The following is a 16,793-nucleotide window of genomic DNA, read 5'->3' as shown; positions in this document are numbered from 1 at the left end:
CTGAACCACAGGACAACGGCCCAAGTCGACGGCGGACCCTAACTGGAACAGGAAACTGAATTGAAAACAGCCTTGGTACCAACGCCGCTGACACGCGGGACCCGGTGGGTGGTCAAGATCGGCTCTGCCCTGCTAACTAACGATGGCAAGGGCTTAGACCTGCTGCGCATTGAACAATGGGCCGCCCAGATCGCCGAGCTTAAACTAGCCGGCATCGAGGTGGTTCTGGTGTCCTCTGGCGCCGTAGCCGCTGGCATGAGTCGACTCGGCTGGACCGAACGGCCCGGCTCGATGGAACTGCTGCAGGCGGCTGCGGCTGTCGGTCAAACCAAGCTGGTACAAACCTATGAAGACCTCTTCCAACCCTATGGGTTGCATACCGCACAGATTTTGCTCACCCACGATGACTTATCCGATCGCAAGCGTTATCTAAATGCCCGCAATACCTTGCGTGCTCTATTAGCGATGGCGGTGATCCCAATCGTCAACGAAAACGATACGGTCACTACGGATGAAATCAAGGTTGGCGACAACGACACCCTGGGCGCATTGGTCGCCAACTTGGTCGAGGCGGATGCCCTTATTCTGCTCACCGATCAGGACGGGTTGTTCGACGCCGATCCGCGCCAAAATCCACACGCAACGCTTATTCGTCATGCCCAAGCGACCGATCCGGCCCTAGTGGCAGTCGCCGGCAGCGGCGGTAAGTTGGGTCGTGGCGGTATGGCGACCAAGATTCGGGCAGCCCAGCTGGCGGCGCGCTCTGGTGCCGTGACGGTGATCGCCGGTGGTCGCATTGATCGAGTGCTCACCCGGTTGCGCGCGGGAGAGTCTGTCGGCACCTATTTGGAACCCGATTTGGCGCCCCTAGTCGCACGTAAGCAATGGCTGGCCGGCCACTTACAGATGAAGGGCGAGCTGGTTATCGATTCTGGTGCGGCGCGCGCCCTGCTCAATCAGGGTAAGAGCCTGTTGGCTGTGGGAGTGGTCTCGGTTAAGGGTAGCTTTCAGCGCGGTGAATGCGTCGCGGTTAAGAGCGAGCAGGGGCTTACCCTTGCTCGTGGCTTGGTTAATTACGATGCCCAGGATGCCGCCAAAATTGTGGGTCAGTCGACGCAGCAGATAAAAAGTCTGTTGGGCTTTATCAATGAGCCTGAATTGATCCATCGCGACAACCTGGTGGTGCTCTAAGATGGACGCAGTGCAACGTTGTGCCTGGTGTGGTGTTGATCCACTCTACCAACATTATCACGATACCGTTTGGGGCCGACCGGAACGCGACAGTCGAGAGCTGTTTAAAAAGCTTTGCCTCGACGGTCAGCAGGCGGGCCTGAGTTGGATTACCATCCTGCGCAAGGAGGCCAACTATGATGCGGCGTTTTTTGCTTTCGATCCGCTGCGCGTGGCGGCTATGACCGACGCCGAGGCAGCTGCGCAGATGCACAATGCTGGTATCGTGCGCAATCGATTAAAGATTCGCTCGATCATTAACAATGCCGCAGCTTATTTGGCCATTGAGCAAGGTGGAACGGATTTTTCGACTTACATCTGGTCCTTCGTCGGTGGCCAAACCGTAACCAACGCTTGGCTGACCCAGGCTGAGGTGCCGACCGAAACAGCGCAAAGTCGAGCCATGTCCAAAGCCCTTAAAAAGAGCGGTTTCAGTTTTGTCGGACCGACCATCTGCTATGCCTTTATGCAGGCGGTGGGAATGGTCAATGACCATCAGCCATCCTGTCATTGTTACCAAAGCCTAACCAAGCGAGCGAGATAAGGGCGATCAATTGTGACTTTTGACCGCTGAAATTTGGCTCTAAGCACCTTACACTGGCGACATTCTTTACAGGGCACAGCTTATGAACGAACGGCCGCCAATATTGCCACCGGCTTTGGGGCTTTTGATGATGTTGGGCGTGTTCAGTGCGCACTTTATTAAACCCCTTGCGATCCTATTGCATTACCCCTTTAACTATATTGGATTGATCCCTATTGCCTTGGGCTCGCTCTTAAATCTCCTTGCCGACCGCGAGTTTCGCCTCAAGGGTATGACTCAACTCCCGCTGGGCACGGCACCCGATACCTTGATACTGGTCACCAGTGGCGTCTATCGCTTTACCCGCAATCCAAGTTATCTGGGTTTAGTGTTGATTATCGCCGGTATCGCCCTATGGGTTGGCAGTTTGAGCCCGTGGATCGTGGTCATCCTGTTTCCCCTGTTTTTGTACAAAGCCTATATTCAGGTTGAAGAAAGCGAGCTTCAGGCACGTTTTGGCAGTCGCTATCAACAATATTGCCAATTGGTTCCGCGCTGGATTTTCAATCGACGCAAATTACCCGAATAATAGGGCCAATATCCCACCTTTTCGCTTTATCATGTAAACTGCTGTGCTGGTTATTAGTAGACAGGACGCAGTTTATGTTGCTCAAAGGTCAACAGTTTTACGAACGGCAAATAGCAGAAAAGTCGCATTGGTTACTTTTCTGGGTTGTTTGCGTGTTACTTATTTTAGGTTACCAGACACGCCACTTTGCACTCGATGCGTCCGCCGAAAGCCTGCTGCTGGAAAATGACAGCTCATTGGAGTATTTTCGCGAGGTGTCGGAACGTTATGGCTCGCAAGAGTTTCTAGTTCTGACCTTTACTCCGAATGGTCCCCTGTTCGGTGCTGAGTCCCTCGGTGCCTTAACGGCCTTGCGCAATGAATTGCGCGAACTGCCGCGTGTTGCTTCAGTAGTCACGGTGATGGATGTGCCGCTACTGGCCAATCCGCCGGTGCCAATGGCGCAACTCGTGGCCAACATTAAGACCTTGGAAACGCCTGAGGTTGATGTTGCTTTGGCCAAAACAGAGTTGGCCAATAGCCCGCTCTACGTGAACTTATTACTCAATCTGGACGCCAATACCACTGCCCTGCAGATTAACTTTCCCATTGATCAGGCCAAGGCAGACTTGCTGAGCGTGCGCACCGAGCTGCGCCAGCAGGTTGCCAACCTGCCCAAAAATGGCGCGGCCAAACAACTGGCGCTGATCGATCAATTGATTTTCCAACACAACCGCAATGTGGCTGACTTTCTGCATCAGGACATTGAAACGATCCGGGGCATTATCGCGACCTATCGCGGGCAGGGTGAACTGCATCTGGGCGGTGTGCCGATGATCGCCGACGACATAGTGCGTTTTGTAAAAAATGACCTAATTCTGTTCGGTTCCGGTGTGTTTCTGCTGATCGTGTTAACGCTGGCGGTTATCTTTCGCCAGCTGCGCTGGGTGGTCTTGCCGCTGGTTTGCGCCAGTGCAGTGGTCTTGGCCATGCTCGGACTGCTTGGTTGGTGGCGTTGGCCGGTCACGGTGATTTCGAGTAACTTTATTTCTTTGCTGTTGATCCTTACCCTGTCGATGAACATTCATATGATCGTTCGTTATCGTGAATTATTGCGTCGTAATCCTGCCTGGGATCAGCGCCAGCTGGTGGTGACCACGGTGCGGCTCATTGCCATTCCGTGCGTGTACATGGCCTTGACCACCGCAGTGGCCTTCTTATCGCTGATCAGCAGTGGTATTCGACCAGTGATAAACTTTGGTTGGATGATGACGGTGGGCATCTTGGTCGCCTTTGTGATGACCTTTGTGCTGTTTCCCGCCCTGTTGATGTTAATTGGTAAGCATCGCCAATCCGGAGAAGTCGAAGGCGGTGGACCGGTTCCGCTTATGTTAGCGAACTTTACCTTGCGTAACGGCCGCTTAATTATTTTACTCGGCGTTGCCATTGCCGGCTTTACCCTGATCGGTATCTCGCGTCTGATCGTCGAGAACAGCTTTATCGATTACTTTGATGAGGAAACCGAAATCTATCAGGGCATGACGGTCATCGATCAGCGTTTGGGTGGAACCACGCCGCTCGAGGTGATCGTCGCCTTTGGCGACCAGACCATTCCGCCCGCAGTGTCGGTAGCTTCGCCAGAGATGGCCCCGAATAGTGCGGATACCGATCTACCGGCAGAAACCGTCGATGACTTCAGCGATGACTTTAGCGATGAATTTGTCGACGAGGACTTTTTGACCATGGACGGGGACGGCATCGGGTCATTTGAGGACGATTTTGTTGGCATCGACGATCCCGATAAATATTGGTACACCACCGATAAGGTTGAGCGCATCAAAAAGCTTCATCGCTATTTGGATGAACTGCCACAAACCGGCAAGGTACTGTCGCTGGCGACCATGATGGAGATCGCTGAAGAATTCAACGATGGCGTGCCGCTGACCAATATCCAATTGGCGTTACTCTACACCGTTGTGCCGCAAGAGTTTCGCGCTATTGTGGTCGATCCCTATGTCTCGGTGGCCGACAATCAAGCCCGTTTGAGTGTTCGCATCCTGGATTCGCGTGAGGGCCTTCAGCGCGACATGCTGCTCAAGCAAATTGAACGCGATGCGGTTGAATTGCTTGGTTTTGCTCCTGGTGAAGTGAGGCTAACCGGGATGATGGTGCTCTACAATAATATGTTGCAGAGTTTGTTTCAGTCCCAAATTCTCACCTTGGGTGGGGTCTTTTTCGGCATTATGTTGATGTTTTTGATTCTGTTTCGCAGTTTGAAGCTCGCGCTGATTGCGATGGTGCCGAATCTGTTAGCCGCCATGTTGGTGCTCGGCATGATGGGTTGGCTGGGCATCCCGCTGGATATTATGACCATTACTATCGCTAGCATTACCATTGGTATTGCGGTCGATAATACGATTCACTATATAGTGCGCTTTAAGGCTGAGTTTGCTCACGATGGCAATTATGTCGAGGCCCTGAAACGCAGCCATAATTCGATTGGCAAAGCGATCTTCTATACCTCGGTGACCATCATCATGGGTTTCTCCATTTTGGCCTTGTCGAACTTCAAGCCGACCATCTATTTTGGTCTGTTGACGGCCTTTGCCATGGGGGTTGCACTGCTCGGTGCGCTAACCCTATTGCCCAAGCTGATCGTTATCTTCAAGCCCTTCTCGGTGGTTAAATAGCCAAAAAAAAGCCTCCAGAGGAGGCTTGTTTTGCTAGTCGATGCGCGGGCTGACCTCAAAGGCCCGCACGCGCCGGTTGTCGGCGGTGGTGACCCTAAGCTTGAGATCCCCTAGGTCAATAGTGTCGTCCCGTTTCGGGACGCAGCCAAACTCATGCATTACGATGCCGCCGATGGTATCAAACTCTTCATTACTGAACTCGGTGTTAAAGTGTTCATTGAAGGACTCGATCGGGGTCAGTGCTTGGACAATAAAGGCACCCGCGCCATTGGGCGTGATGTTGGTAACCGCCTCATCATCATGTTCGTCTTCAATTTCACCGACTATTTCTTCGAGCACATCTTCAATGGTAACCAGGCCGGCGATGCCCCGATACTCATCGACGACGATTGCCATATGGTTGCGATTTGAGCGGAAGTCGCGCAATAGGACATTGACTCTCTTACTTTCCGGCACAAAGGTCACCGAGCGAATTATGCCTTTCATCTGTTTTTGCATATCGGATTCGCTGAAATCGTTTTTCAGACTCAACGACAACATGTCCTTGGCCAGCAAAACGCCGATAATTTCATCCGGATTTTCGCCAAAGACCGGAAAGCGGGAGTGACCGGAGGAAACGATTTTAGAGGTCCATTGCTTGATGGTCTCGTCGAGTTCAAGACTGACCATCTGCGAACGGGGGATCATGATATCGCGGACATGCAAGTCCGATACATTCATGGCTCCCTGAATGATGCGTAAGGAATCATCATCCAGGATGTCATTTTTGTGTGCTGCGTGGACAATAGCGAGCAGTTCATCACTGTCTTTAGGCTCCCCGGTAAAAGCATCTCCTAAACGTTCAAAAAATGATTTTTTACCGGGGTTCCTACTCGTCGGTCGGTCGTCGCTCATTGCTCGTTAATCCTCAAAATTCACCCTTATATGGATCGGAAATGTCCAGGCCCGCCAGTATGTCGCGTTCCATCTGCTCCATTTGTTCCGCTTCAACCGACTCAATGTGGTCGAAACCGAGCAAATGCAAGGCCCCATGAATCAACATATGGGCCCAGTGATGATATAAATCCTTGTTCTGTTGTGCCGCCTCACTCGCGACCACGGCAGCACAGATTACCAGGTCGCCGAGCAAGAAGTTCATTTCTTCGGCCGGCACGCCCGGTGGCAGTTCAAACGGGAAGGACAGCACATTTGTTGGGCTATCTTTGCCACGGTACTGCCCGTTCAATTCCTGGCTCTCAGCCTCCTCTACGATACGCACGCTGATCTCGGCCGAGTCCAGTCGACCGGCCAAGGCCGCTTCCAACCAACCGGTCACTTGCGCCTCGGAGGGCAGGTTGGGTTGTTGGCTGGCTTGTTGCAAATCGAGGGTCAGATTCATCATTGCCCCTTGGCTTCGTAGGCTTCAACTATGCGTTGCACCAATGGATGGCGCACAACATCGCTGGAGTGGAAATGGGTAAAGCTAATGCCGGGTACCGCTTCGAGCACCTCTAAAGCATGCTTTAGGCCGGACGGTTGACCCTTTTGCAGGTCCGTCTGGGTAGGGTCGCCGGTAATGATGGCGGTGGAGCCAAAGCCAATACGGGTTAAAAACATCTTCATCTGTTCTCGGGTGGTGTTTTGGCTTTCGTCCAGAATAATATAGGAGTGGCTCAGGGTGCGTCCACGCATGTACGCCAAGGGCGCGACCTCGATCACATTATGTTCAATCATCCGAGCGACCTTTTCGAAGCCGAGCATATCATAGAGGGCGTCGTAAAGCGGTCGTAAATAGGGGTCGATCTTCTGACTAAGATCGCCCGGTAAAAAACCCAGCTTTTCACCGGCCTCTACCGCCGGTCGGACCAGTAAGATTCGCCGTACCTCATCTTTCAATAGAGCCTGCACGGCGCAAGCGACCGCCAGATAGGTTTTTCCGGTGCCAGCCGGACCAATACCAAAGTTGATATCGTGATTGAGCACGTTGTGGACATAGAGCTTCTGATTAGTGCCTCGCGGGCGCACCACCAATTTTGGGGTGTGTACTAGATAGAGCTTGTCATCATGCAGCTTGTTGGCGCCGGTTCGAGTGCGGTTGGCGTCAACTTCGGACGGTTGCAGAAACAGATGGATCGCATCGGGGGACAGATCTTTGCCACCCTTAGTCTCGCGATACAGGCGTTTGAGAATGTTTTCCGCCGCAATCAACTGTTCGGGATCGCCAGTAAGCTGAAATCGATTTCCCCGATTGGACAGACCAATGTCGAGCCGGCTGGCGATTTGGTTTAGGTTGTTATTAGCCAGACCACAGAGGGTTGCGAGTCGTTGTGGATTGTCGGGTTCCAGCGTGAATAGACGTTCTGATAAAGCCACCAATGGCTTGCCTTCAGGGGGTGGGGTGTTCAAATTGCTGTAATCCTCATGACTTTTGCTCAAGCATACCCATCGGATCGCACATGTCAAAAAGTCTTTAAGGCGTGCGCTGATCTGCCACACCATTTCGACCTTGCCGCGAACAAACCGTGGCCAGACTCTAGCGAGTGCTGACCACCTAGACGATCCGGTTAAGACCGAGTTTCAATAGGCCAGATCGACGTGCATTACTTCGCCGCGCAAACTGTTGGCGAAGGCTTCGGTAATACGGACCTGGACGAACTTGCCAATCACGCTTGAATCGTCACACACAAAATAGGTGTTGCGATTGTTCTCGGTGCGGCCATAGAGGTCTTCAGGGTTCCGATCGGACCGACCGGTGACCAGGATGATCTGGGTCGTGCCGACCATGCGCCGGCCGATCGCGGCGGCCTGTTGGCTGATGCGTTGCTGCAGTATCTGTAACCGCTCTTTCTTGACCTCCGTGGAGGTGTCATCGGGTAGCTCTGCAGCGGGTGTGCCGGGGCGAGAGCTGTAGATGAAGCTGAAGGAATGGTCGAAGCCGATGCGTTGAATCAAATTCATGGTATCGGCAAAATCGGCGTCGGTCTCACCGGGAAAGCCGATGATGAAGTCGGATGAAAAGCTTATGTCGGGCCGATTGGCGCGGATGCGTTCCATCTTGTCGACATAGGCCTCAACCACATGGCCGCGTTTCATGGCGGCCAATATGGTGTCCGAGCCGCTTTGCACCGGTAAATGCAGATGACTGACCAGTTCTGGCACCTGGGTATAGGCATTGATTAGGCTGTCACTGAATTCGACCGGGTGACTGGTGGTGAAACGGACCCGATCGATGCCATCAATCTGAGCCGCTAGGGCAATCACATCGGCCAGATCGGCTTCCTGCTGGTCATGACGCATACCCTGATAGGCATTGACGTTCTGTCCCAGGAAGTTAATTTCACGCACGCCTTGGCTGGCCAGGTGAGCGACCTCAGCAATCACGTCATCAAACGGCCGGCTAACTTCTTCACCACGAGTATAGGGGACAACACAGAAGGTGCAGTATTTTGAACAGCCTTCCATGATAGAAACAAAAGCGCTTACCCCGTCACTTGTGGGAGCCGGCAGGTGGTCGAATTTCTCGATTTCTGGGAAGGTAATGTCGACTAGGGCAATATTATTTTTGCTCAGTTTGGCGGCCGCATCGCTGGCGTCGATCATGCCCGGTAAGCGATGCAAGGTTTGGGGACCGAAAATCAGGTCGACATGGGGCGCTCGTTTGGCAATATTATCCCCTTCCTGTGAGGCCACGCAGCCGCCAACACCAATTTTCAAACCGGGTTTTTTATCCTTTAGTTTTTTCCAACGACCCAGCTGATGAAAGACCTTTTCTTGGGCTCTCTCGCGAATGGAACAGGTGTTGAGCAGAATCACATCCGCCTCGTTTTCATCCTGAGTCAATTCATAGCCATGGCTGTCGCCGAGCAAATCTGCCATGCGGGATGAATCGTATTCATTCATCTGACAACCGTGGGTCTTAATAAACAGTTTCTGGGTCATTGGGTCTCAAAAAGGTGGTTTTTCTAGGCGCGCAATTGTACCTGTCCCGAGCGTAAATCGAAACAATCTGTGTGAAAATGACTGCCGATGTGTAGACTCAAAGGCTTCTAAATGACCGGCTGAACGCAAATTAATGACTACTAACCAGGCCAAGACGGTATTTCGGGTGATCTTTGTTAATCAGGACAAGGTCTATGAGGTGTATTGCAGCCATATATATCAAAGTGAAATGTACGGTTTTATCGAGATAGAAGAGCTGATCTTTGGTGAACGCAGTCAACTGGTGGTTGATCCCAGTGAGGAGAAACTACAGCAAGAGTTTGCTGGGGTCACCCGATCCTTCGTGCCGATGCATGCGATTGTGCGTATCGATGAGCTCGAGAAAGAAGGAACACCGAAAATCAGCGATGCCAAAGGCACCAATGTCAGTGCCTTTCCGTCGGTGTTGCCGCCCAGGCGCGGTAACTGATGTGCACGAGGCAAGGCACTCAATGGGTCACCGGTAGATAATATTATGGCATTCTGTGTTGTTATTCGGCTTTGCGGCCTAATATAGTTAAAAAGGTTTGATTCATAAGAGGGTTGTCTATGGTCTTTTCAAGTTTGCTTGTTATCGCTGTGTGTTATCTCGGTTGGTCCAGTCTGCAACCAAAACGCCAAGCCATCCGTATTCGCCCGTCAGATCAACGACGAGATCGTCGCTAAAGCCAGTCGGGTCATTGCAGCACGAAAGTTGTTAAGAATTGTGCGTTTGGTTGATTATTGATCAATTAACTTTATAATCTCGCGCTTTATTCTCGACAAAGGTGTCATGTCAATTGAAAATTTATGCTGTCGGTATGTTACTACTAGGATCGCTGTCGATCGTGTCGAGCCAGGCATGTAGTGAATCTGCGCTGCCATCCTATGTGCTCACCGAGCAGAGCGACTTGCCCGATATGGCCAGTATTCAAGATGTTGACCAAAAGAAGCAGACCTTTTTCGAATTCCTTCAGCCTATCGTCGCGCAAATTAACGAAAAGGTACAAGCCGAGCGGGCTTGGCTCAAGGTCGTCGAGGCTAAAATCCGGCGCGGCGATAAGCTTGGTCGGTGGCAAACGAACTTTATGAGCGATTTGGCAGATTATTATAAGGTCGATGAAGCCCTCGGTTCGAAGCCATTCTTCAGTGCGTTGTATCACCGGGTCGACACCCTACCAACATCCTTGGTGTTGGCGCAGGCTGCGAATGAAAGTGCCTGGGGCACCAGTCGATTTGCCGTAGAAGGTAATAACCTATTCGGCCAATGGTGTTTTAGCGAGGGCTGCGGCTTGGTGCCATCGGAGCGCGATAACAGTGCCCGGCACGAGGTAAAAAAGTTTGCCTCGATTCACGCCTCGGTAGCCGGTTACTTTCGCAATCTAAACACCCACCAAGAATACCAACCGTTACGTCAAATTCGCTCCGAATTGCGCTACCTGCAGATACCGATCGACAGCACCTTTATCGTTTGGGGTCTGGAAGGTTACAGTATTCGCGGTGAGCCCTATATTCGCGAGCTGATCAGCATGATCGACCACAACAAGCTGCAAGCCTTCGATCGACCGGCCTTTTACGCTAAAAACGATGTCCAAGTGACTTTTGACTAGCAAGGTGACCATCTAGACTTGAACTTAGTGCCCTAAATAGCGTAAAACGAACATCAATCACTACCGATAGGAGTCGGGCATGTTTACCGGAATCGTACAGAATTGCACGGCACTCAAAATAGAGCAGACGCTCGACCAATTTAAGTCCTTTTCGATCAGCCTGACCGAGCGCCAAGCAGATAATTTGCAGACTGGCGCCAGCATCGCTTTGAATGGCGTGTGTTTAACGGTGACTCGGATCGAACAGGGACGTGCGTATTTCGATGTCATGATGGAGACCTTACGCGCGACCAACCTTGGTCAACTGGACGATGGTGCCCTGGTCAATGTAGAACGCGCCGCGCGCATGGGAGATGATATAGGTGGCCATCTGATGTCCGGTCATGTCGCCTCGACGGCGGCCCTCATTGCTATTGACCGGCCCGCCAATAATTGGATTCTTTGGTTCGCCGTCAGCCCTCAACAACGTCGTTACCTCTTCAGTAAGGGCTTCGTTGGTCTCAACGGCTGCAGCCTGACCATCGGTGAGGTTCAAGCTGACCGCTTCAATGTGTATCTGATACCCGAGACACTGGCGGTGACCACCTTCGATCAGGCCCAGGTGGGCACGCTGATCAACCTGGAGTTCGACGCGCACACCCAGGCGATTGTCGATACCCTTGAGCGAATGAAAGGCGAGGGCGCGTTGTGATCGGCAGCGCATCCCTAGCCGACGGCTTGTCACTGCAATGTCGGGCCTTTGATCGACTCGACAACCAGAGTCTCTACGATCTGCTCGCACTGCGCATTGCGGTATTTTGTGTTGAACAGAACTGCGCTTATCAGGATGCCGATGGCAAGGATGCTTTGGCCTGGCATCTGTTGGCCCATCGCCATGGCGAATTGGTTGGCACCGCCCGTCTGCTGATGCCCGGGGTGTCTTATCCGGATGCCTGTTCCATCGGCCGGGTCGCTAATCGAGCCGATCAACGCGGGCAAAAAATTGGTCAACAGCTCATGGCCTTTGCGATCGCGCAGTGTGAACAGCTGTTTGCGAACTATCCGATTCGGATTGGCGCGCAACACTATCTGATCGGTTTTTACCAACAATTTGGTTTTGTGTCTCAGGGTGAAAGCTACCTCGAAGACGGTATCGTGCATATCCAGATGGAACGACCGGCAATCGCCTAGGCCTATTCCGCCAAGATCCGATCGACGAACACCATATGGTCTTGGGCCAGTGACCGAGCTTTATCGGGCTTACGATAATAGATGGCTTCAAATAGGGCAGTATGCTGACGCATCAGGCGCAGCCGAGTCTCCGGTCGTTTCGCCAAGGAGCGAATATTGAGGGTAACGTTTTCGCGCAGCAGGGCAAACAGGCTGGTCAGACTGTGTGCCAATATTCGGTTGCCACTGGCCTCCGCAATGGTTAGGTGAAAGCGAGCATCGGCCAGGCCCTCAGCCTTTAGATCATCCTTCTGATGCACGTGTTTTAAATGCCGATGGGCCCGTTCGATGGCTTTAAGCTGATCCGGCGTGGCACGCGACGCTGCTAGAAAGGCGCATTGGGCCTCAATCGCAAAACGATATTCGCGCAATTCGTCATGACTGGGACTGAAATGCTCATTCAGCGCCGTCTCGATGATCAGTCGCTCGGTCGGTTGTGGATCGCTGACAAAGTGGCCGCTACCGGGAAGGCTATAGACTACCCCCTGTTGCTTCAAGGTCACCAACGCTTCACGCACCGTCGCGCGGCTGAGGCGCAAACTCTCCGACAGTTGTCGCTCCGACGGTATCCGTTGGCCCGGATGCCAGTGGCCTGCGCTCAGTTGTAGGAGCATATAATCGGATACTTGCTGGAGTCGATTCAAATTGGTCTGACCGCTTAAGGGGTAATAGGTTTATACGGGCTTCATAGGGGTCGATTCAAGCAGCTTAGCGCCTAATTGCGACTAAAGTACGGTCTTGTCTGCCAAATTAACCGGTTTTTAGGCATTATGATCAGATCAACACCCTACATCGAGCCAAGGTAACCGCCATGCAATTTGACGCCTTTATGACTGAGATTCACCAACTGTTGCCCAGTGAGCGAATCATCAGCGACGAATTTCGGCGTTTTGCCTTCAGTACCGATGCCAGCTTTTATCGCATGTTGCCGCGCTTGGTGGTTTTGGCGGACAACGAAAGTGAGATCAGCGCTCTACTGTTGCTCGCGGCTCGTTACGAGGTGCCGATGACCTTTCGTGCTGCGGGTACCAGTCTGTCCGGCCAAGCCGTAAGCGACAGCGTGCTGGTTATGCTGACCGATAACTGGTCCGGCTTGCGCATTGAGCCCCTCGGTGAGCTAATCCATCTACAACCTGGCGTCATTGGGGCCGCGGCCAATAAGGCCTTAGGCGTTTATGGTCGCAAGATAGGGCCGGATCCGGCGTCCATCCAAGCCTGTAAAGTCGGCGGCATCGTCGCGAATAATGCCAGTGGCATGTGCTGCGGTACCCGCCATAACAGTTATCACACCCTTAAGGGTTTACGCCTCATCCTGGCCGATGGTGCGCTGCTTGATACCCGTGACAGTGATAGTGTTGAGCGCTTTCGCGCAACCCACAGCGACCTATTGGTCGGCATCGGTCAGCTGCGCGATCAGCTCTTGGCCGATGACCCACTGGTGCAACGGGTGCGCCATAAATATCGGCTCAAGAACACCACCGGTTACGGTCTCAATGCGTTGCTCGACTACAGCGATCCAATCGATATTTTGGCGCATCTGATGGTCGGCTCAGAGGGCACACTGGGTTTTATTGCCGAGGTTAGCCTGGCAACGGTTGAGGATCACGCCCATCGCGCCTCCGCAATGGTTGCCTTTGCCAACTTACAGCACTGCGCCGAGGCGGTCGCCTTACTGAAAACGGTGAACGTCGACGCGGTGGAATTGCTCGACGCTAGATCGTTGCGCGCCGTGCAGCATATGCCGGGTCTGCCGGCCTTTAGCCATACCCTACCGGATAAGGGCGGCGTGTTACTGATCGACGTCCGCGGTGTCGATCTGGCCACCCTACAGGCCAATATTAGCCAGGTTGAGGCGGCCTTGGCGCCGGTTGCAGTGCTCGCCAATACCGGCTTTTCAACGGATCAGCACCTGATCGATGGTTACTGGCAAATTCGCAAGGGTACCTTTCCCGCAGTCGGTGCCGTGCGCCCGGTCGGCACGACGGTGATCATTGAGGACGTCGCCTTCCCGATCGATCGTTTGGCCGAGGGGGTCGATCGACTGCAGCAACTGTTCGACCGGTTCAATTATTCTGAGGCGATTATTTTTGGCCATGCCTTAGAAGGCAATTTGCACTTTGTCTTCACCCAGGCCTTCGACCGGCCCGATGAGATTGCCCGCTATCGCGACTTTATGGCTGCGGTGACTCAGATGGTGGCAATCGATCTGAGTGGGTCGCTCAAGGCGGAGCATGGTACAGGGCGCAATATGGCGCCTTTTGTTGAGTTGGAATGGGGCGAGGATGCCTTCGGCCTAATGAAGCAGATTAAGGCACTACTGGACCCCAGTACTATCTTGAATCCGGGTGTGATCATCAATGATGATCCGGACGCCCACATCCAGCATCTCAAAACTCTGCCCCCCGCCGATGAGATCATTGACAGTTGCATCGAATGTGGCTTTTGTGAGCCCGTTTGCCCGAGTAAGAGTCTCAGTTTAACCCCCCGCCAACGCATCGCGGTCTATCGTGAGATGGCGCGAAAGCAGCTTGTTCAAGAGCCGATACCGGCCGAGTGGGACGCCCAATTCCAGCATCTAGCGGTAGATACCTGTGCCGCAACCGGGCTGTGTGAGGTGCGTTGTCCAGTGGGAATCAACACTGGCAGTCTGGTATTGAAGATTCGCGCCAAGAACAATCAGCCCTATCGCTGGCTGGCACAGGGGTTAGCTCGCCATTATGCTGCTTTGGCCGGTTTGACCCGGTCTGCATTGTGGTTGGCCAGTGGGACGCAACGGATCTTGGGGGCTGCGCGCCTCGAGGCTTGGTCGGGCGCGGTGCGCGGTTGGACCGGGCAACGTACTCCGCTCTGGCTGGCGACTACCCCAGGACGTGCTAAACCCATATATGCGCGCAATGAGCGCGTCGACCCCGGGGCCAGTAATACCATCGTCTATTGGGCGTCCTGCGTCAGTCAATCGATGGGTAAGTCAATTACCGACGATCGCCAGTCTATTCCGACAGCGGTGCGCAGCGTGCTTAAAAAAGCACAATTGCATGTTGTTTACCCTCAGCCTACTCGCGGTCTGTGCTGCGGCCAGCCGTTTCACGCCAAGGGTCACGGCGCAGTTGCGCAGCGGATGATGAATGAAGTGCTGGACGCCCTCTGGGAAGTCTCCGGTGGCGGTCGCTACCCGGTTCTGTCCGACACCAGCCCCTGTTCGTTGCAGCTGCGCGACCAGGCCCTGCAAAGGGGTATTCACCTTTATGACAGCAGTGAATTTATCGATAAGTTCCTTTTAAACCGATTGCATATCGACCCGGTCACGGAACGAGTTGCCGTCCATGTGACCTGCAGTACCCAAAAGCAGGGTCTGGAAAAAAGTATGCAGCGAGTGGTTAAGCACCTTGCGCCGAACTGGGTACAACCTGAGGGGATTGCCTGCTGTGGCTTTGCCGGTGATAAGGGTTTTAGGCAGCCAGAGCTCAATGCCTCAGCGCTGAAGACCCTAGCGCCCCAGGTCAGTGACTGTGCCTTTGGTGTATCGACCAGCCGGACCTGCGAGATTGGCCTCAGTAAGCACAGCGGCCTGACCTACTATTCACTGTTTGAGGTGCTCGATAAACAGTCTAAGACCTTTCCGGAGTTAAACACGCAGACCTGATTGACTGTGGTCGGAACAAGGAGGGAGAGTTGACCGGAGACAGGGTAAGCTGTCTCCGGAGCCTGCTTAGGCCTTGATAAATGGATTGAGTATCCAGCCCAAGGGGCCAGTTAAGCGGACGGGTGCCTCGACCACAGACAACAACCAGCAATCACCATCGGCATCAGCCTGCGGCGAGTGGTGATGTTCGGTCGACAGGGTAATGAAGTCACCAACGCCATAGGATCCCATTTGGTCGGAAAAGCCACCCTCAATCACCAAGCTTATTTCATGACCACGATGGGTGTGTTGCGGCACTCGACAACCTGCCTTCATATGATGCAGACCAAGCGTCAGCCCCTGTTCGTCGGTTAATAACTGACTTACGCGTAAATTTTTCATCGGCTTCTTCCAGCACAGCGCGTCAGTGCCGTGGGCCATTAGCTTTTCCACCACCGGGGGAAAGCGAGATGGTACAACGCGCGTGGTGCTAGGCCTCGATACCGGTTGTCTGACAATACGCTCCATCAGGGTCTCAAAACCGTCTTTGGCCATTGTGACTTCTGCCTGCTGCTCGAATAATACCGCAGCGACACTTTCATATTCGACGACCTGTCGCAGGCAATCTTTGCAAAAATGCAGATGGGCCGACACAGCAATGTTCATCGCAGCTGAGCCGACGCCGCTGGAAAACTCGATTAACTTATCGCTACTTGGATGCCATAGAGTCACAGTTCATTTACCCCCATGGTTAGTTTTAATTTTTGCATCGCCAGCCGAACCCGGCTCTTGACGGTACCCAGTGGTAAATTCAATTCGTTTGCCACCTCTTGATGACTCTTATCTTCTAAGAAAACCTTGGCTACAATCTGTTTTTGTTCCGGCGGCAAATGGCGCAACTCACGATTGACGTTTTTTTGAATTCGGGTATCACGAATTTCGCCAAACAAATCAGTATCGCTGGTGAGCTCCCATACATCGTCTGCATTGAGGTCATTTTGATATTTACGAAGTCGGCGCAGGATATCGATACGCTGATTCCGGGCTATAGTAAATATCCAGGTGGAGGGGGCTGCTTTGCGGCGATCAAAGAGGTGGGCTTTGCGCCAAATAGACAACATCACCTCTTGGGCCAGTTCTTCTGGCAAATGGTCGCCCTGATAACTCAAGCCAGATGAAATTCCAAACGACTTTATAAGCGGCGAAAAATGCGTATAGATCGCTTCAAAAGCACGTGTGTCTTGGCTCTGCGCGACCTTTTCCAACTGATTGGCAAAGTGTTCGCGGAGTTCGATCTGTTGTTGCGTCATCACCCGACCTATGTTGTCGCGACCTGTTTTAATAGCTGCGCTCGCCATCGTAAGCCCTTGTCAATAACAGTTGCTTACTTTACGAGTACCTGAAT

16 protein-coding genes are annotated in these 16,793 nt (G+C 53.0%); 9 read left to right on the top strand and 7 right to left on the bottom strand.

Going from position 1 to position 16,793, the window contains the following annotated elements; all coding sequences use genetic code 11:
• Positions 1 to 60: 60 nt before the first annotated feature.
• The 4 genes from proB to AC4FIC_RS10080 all read left to right on the top strand — a co-directional run bounded on the left by proB (position 61) and on the right by AC4FIC_RS10080 (position 5,011).
• Positions 61 to 1,191, top strand: coding sequence for a glutamate 5-kinase (gene proB / locus AC4FIC_RS10095; RefSeq protein ID WP_227003678.1), 1,131 nt, complete (start codon positions 61 to 63; stop codon positions 1,189 to 1,191).
• A gap of 1 nt (position 1,192) precedes the next feature.
• Positions 1,193 to 1,774, top strand: coding sequence for a DNA-3-methyladenine glycosylase I (locus tag AC4FIC_RS10090; RefSeq protein ID WP_100257790.1), 582 nt, complete (start codon positions 1,193 to 1,195; stop codon positions 1,772 to 1,774).
• An 82-nt stretch (positions 1,775 to 1,856) separates the two neighbouring features.
• Positions 1,857 to 2,342, top strand: a complete 486-nt coding sequence (locus tag AC4FIC_RS10085) for a methyltransferase family protein (RefSeq protein ID WP_100257789.1) — start codon at positions 1,857 to 1,859, stop codon at positions 2,340 to 2,342.
• 74 nt (positions 2,343 to 2,416) lie between these two features.
• Positions 2,417 to 5,011, top strand: coding sequence for an efflux RND transporter permease subunit (locus tag AC4FIC_RS10080; protein ID WP_476194974.1), 2,595 nt, complete (start codon positions 2,417 to 2,419; stop codon positions 5,009 to 5,011).
• Between the two features lie 33 nt (positions 5,012 to 5,044).
• On the opposite strand, the gene AC4FIC_RS10075 is transcribed toward AC4FIC_RS10080, so the two are convergent.
• The 4 genes from AC4FIC_RS10075 to miaB all read right to left on the bottom strand — a co-directional run bounded on the left by AC4FIC_RS10075 (position 5,045) and on the right by miaB (position 8,929).
• Positions 5,045 to 5,905, bottom strand: a complete 861-nt coding sequence (locus AC4FIC_RS10075) for a CorC family transporter (RefSeq protein ID WP_273285685.1) — start codon at positions 5,903 to 5,905, stop codon at positions 5,045 to 5,047.
• 13 nt (positions 5,906 to 5,918) lie between these two features.
• Positions 5,919 to 6,392, bottom strand: a complete 474-nt coding sequence (gene ybeY / locus AC4FIC_RS10070; protein WP_227003676.1) for an rRNA maturation RNase YbeY — start codon at positions 6,390 to 6,392, stop codon at positions 5,919 to 5,921.
• Positions 6,389 to 7,396, bottom strand: a complete 1,008-nt coding sequence (locus AC4FIC_RS10065) for a PhoH family protein (RefSeq protein WP_227003675.1) — start codon at positions 7,394 to 7,396, stop codon at positions 6,389 to 6,391. Before AC4FIC_RS10065 ends, ybeY begins: the two co-directional genes overlap by 4 nt.
• 171 nt (positions 7,397 to 7,567) lie before the next feature.
• Complete coding sequence (miaB, locus tag AC4FIC_RS10060; protein ID WP_100257783.1) at positions 7,568 to 8,929, bottom strand: tRNA (N6-isopentenyl adenosine(37)-C2)-methylthiotransferase MiaB; 1,362 nt, start codon at positions 8,927 to 8,929, stop codon at positions 7,568 to 7,570.
• A gap of 133 nt (positions 8,930 to 9,062) precedes the next feature.
• Between miaB and AC4FIC_RS10055 the strand changes: the two genes are divergently transcribed.
• The 4 genes from AC4FIC_RS10055 (at position 9,063) to AC4FIC_RS10040 (ending at position 11,727) form a co-directional block, all read left to right on the top strand.
• Entirely contained in the window at positions 9,063 to 9,398 is a 336-nt protein-coding gene (locus AC4FIC_RS10055) for a DUF1820 family protein (protein WP_100257782.1), read from the top strand.
• Between the two features lie 370 nt (positions 9,399 to 9,768).
• A complete protein-coding gene (locus AC4FIC_RS10050) occupies positions 9,769 to 10,557 on the top strand; it encodes a glucosaminidase domain-containing protein (protein ID WP_145980292.1) in 789 nt (262 codons plus the stop codon).
• 79 nt (positions 10,558 to 10,636) lie between these two features.
• On the top strand, positions 10,637 to 11,248 hold the full coding sequence (locus tag AC4FIC_RS10045) for a riboflavin synthase subunit alpha (protein ID WP_100257780.1): 612 nt from the start codon (positions 10,637 to 10,639) through the stop codon (positions 11,246 to 11,248).
• Positions 11,245 to 11,727, top strand: a complete 483-nt coding sequence (locus AC4FIC_RS10040) for a GNAT family N-acetyltransferase (RefSeq protein ID WP_227003674.1) — start codon at positions 11,245 to 11,247, stop codon at positions 11,725 to 11,727. Before AC4FIC_RS10045 ends, AC4FIC_RS10040 begins: the two co-directional genes overlap by 4 nt.
• 2 nt (positions 11,728 to 11,729) lie before the next feature.
• On the opposite strand, the gene AC4FIC_RS10035 is transcribed toward AC4FIC_RS10040, so the two are convergent.
• Positions 11,730 to 12,410 (bottom strand): FadR/GntR family transcriptional regulator, encoded by a 681-nt coding sequence (locus AC4FIC_RS10035; RefSeq protein ID WP_227003673.1) that lies wholly within the window; start codon positions 12,408 to 12,410, stop codon positions 11,730 to 11,732.
• 167 nt (positions 12,411 to 12,577) lie between these two features.
• Here AC4FIC_RS10035 and AC4FIC_RS10030 point away from each other — a divergent pair, with 167 nt between their 5' ends.
• A complete protein-coding gene (locus AC4FIC_RS10030; protein ID WP_100257778.1) occupies positions 12,578 to 15,409 on the top strand; it encodes an FAD-binding and (Fe-S)-binding domain-containing protein in 2,832 nt (943 codons plus the stop codon).
• A gap of 66 nt (positions 15,410 to 15,475) precedes the next feature.
• Here the strand turns inward: AC4FIC_RS10030 and AC4FIC_RS10025 are convergent, their stop codons facing one another.
• Positions 15,476 to 16,120, bottom strand: a complete 645-nt coding sequence (locus AC4FIC_RS10025) for a ChrR family anti-sigma-E factor (protein ID WP_100257777.1) — start codon at positions 16,118 to 16,120, stop codon at positions 15,476 to 15,478.
• Positions 16,117 to 16,746: a sigma-70 family RNA polymerase sigma factor gene (locus tag AC4FIC_RS10020; RefSeq protein ID WP_100257776.1), complete on the bottom strand. Its 630-nt coding sequence runs from the start codon at positions 16,744 to 16,746 to the stop codon at positions 16,117 to 16,119. The genes AC4FIC_RS10025 and AC4FIC_RS10020 overlap by 4 nt, the downstream gene beginning before the upstream one ends.
• Between the last annotated feature and the right edge of the window lie 47 nt (positions 16,747 to 16,793).

It is taken from the genome of Reinekea sp., assembly GCF_982785585.1.
The sequence above is the reverse complement of the archived record's forward strand: the minus strand, read 5'-3'. Positions and strand labels throughout refer to the sequence as shown.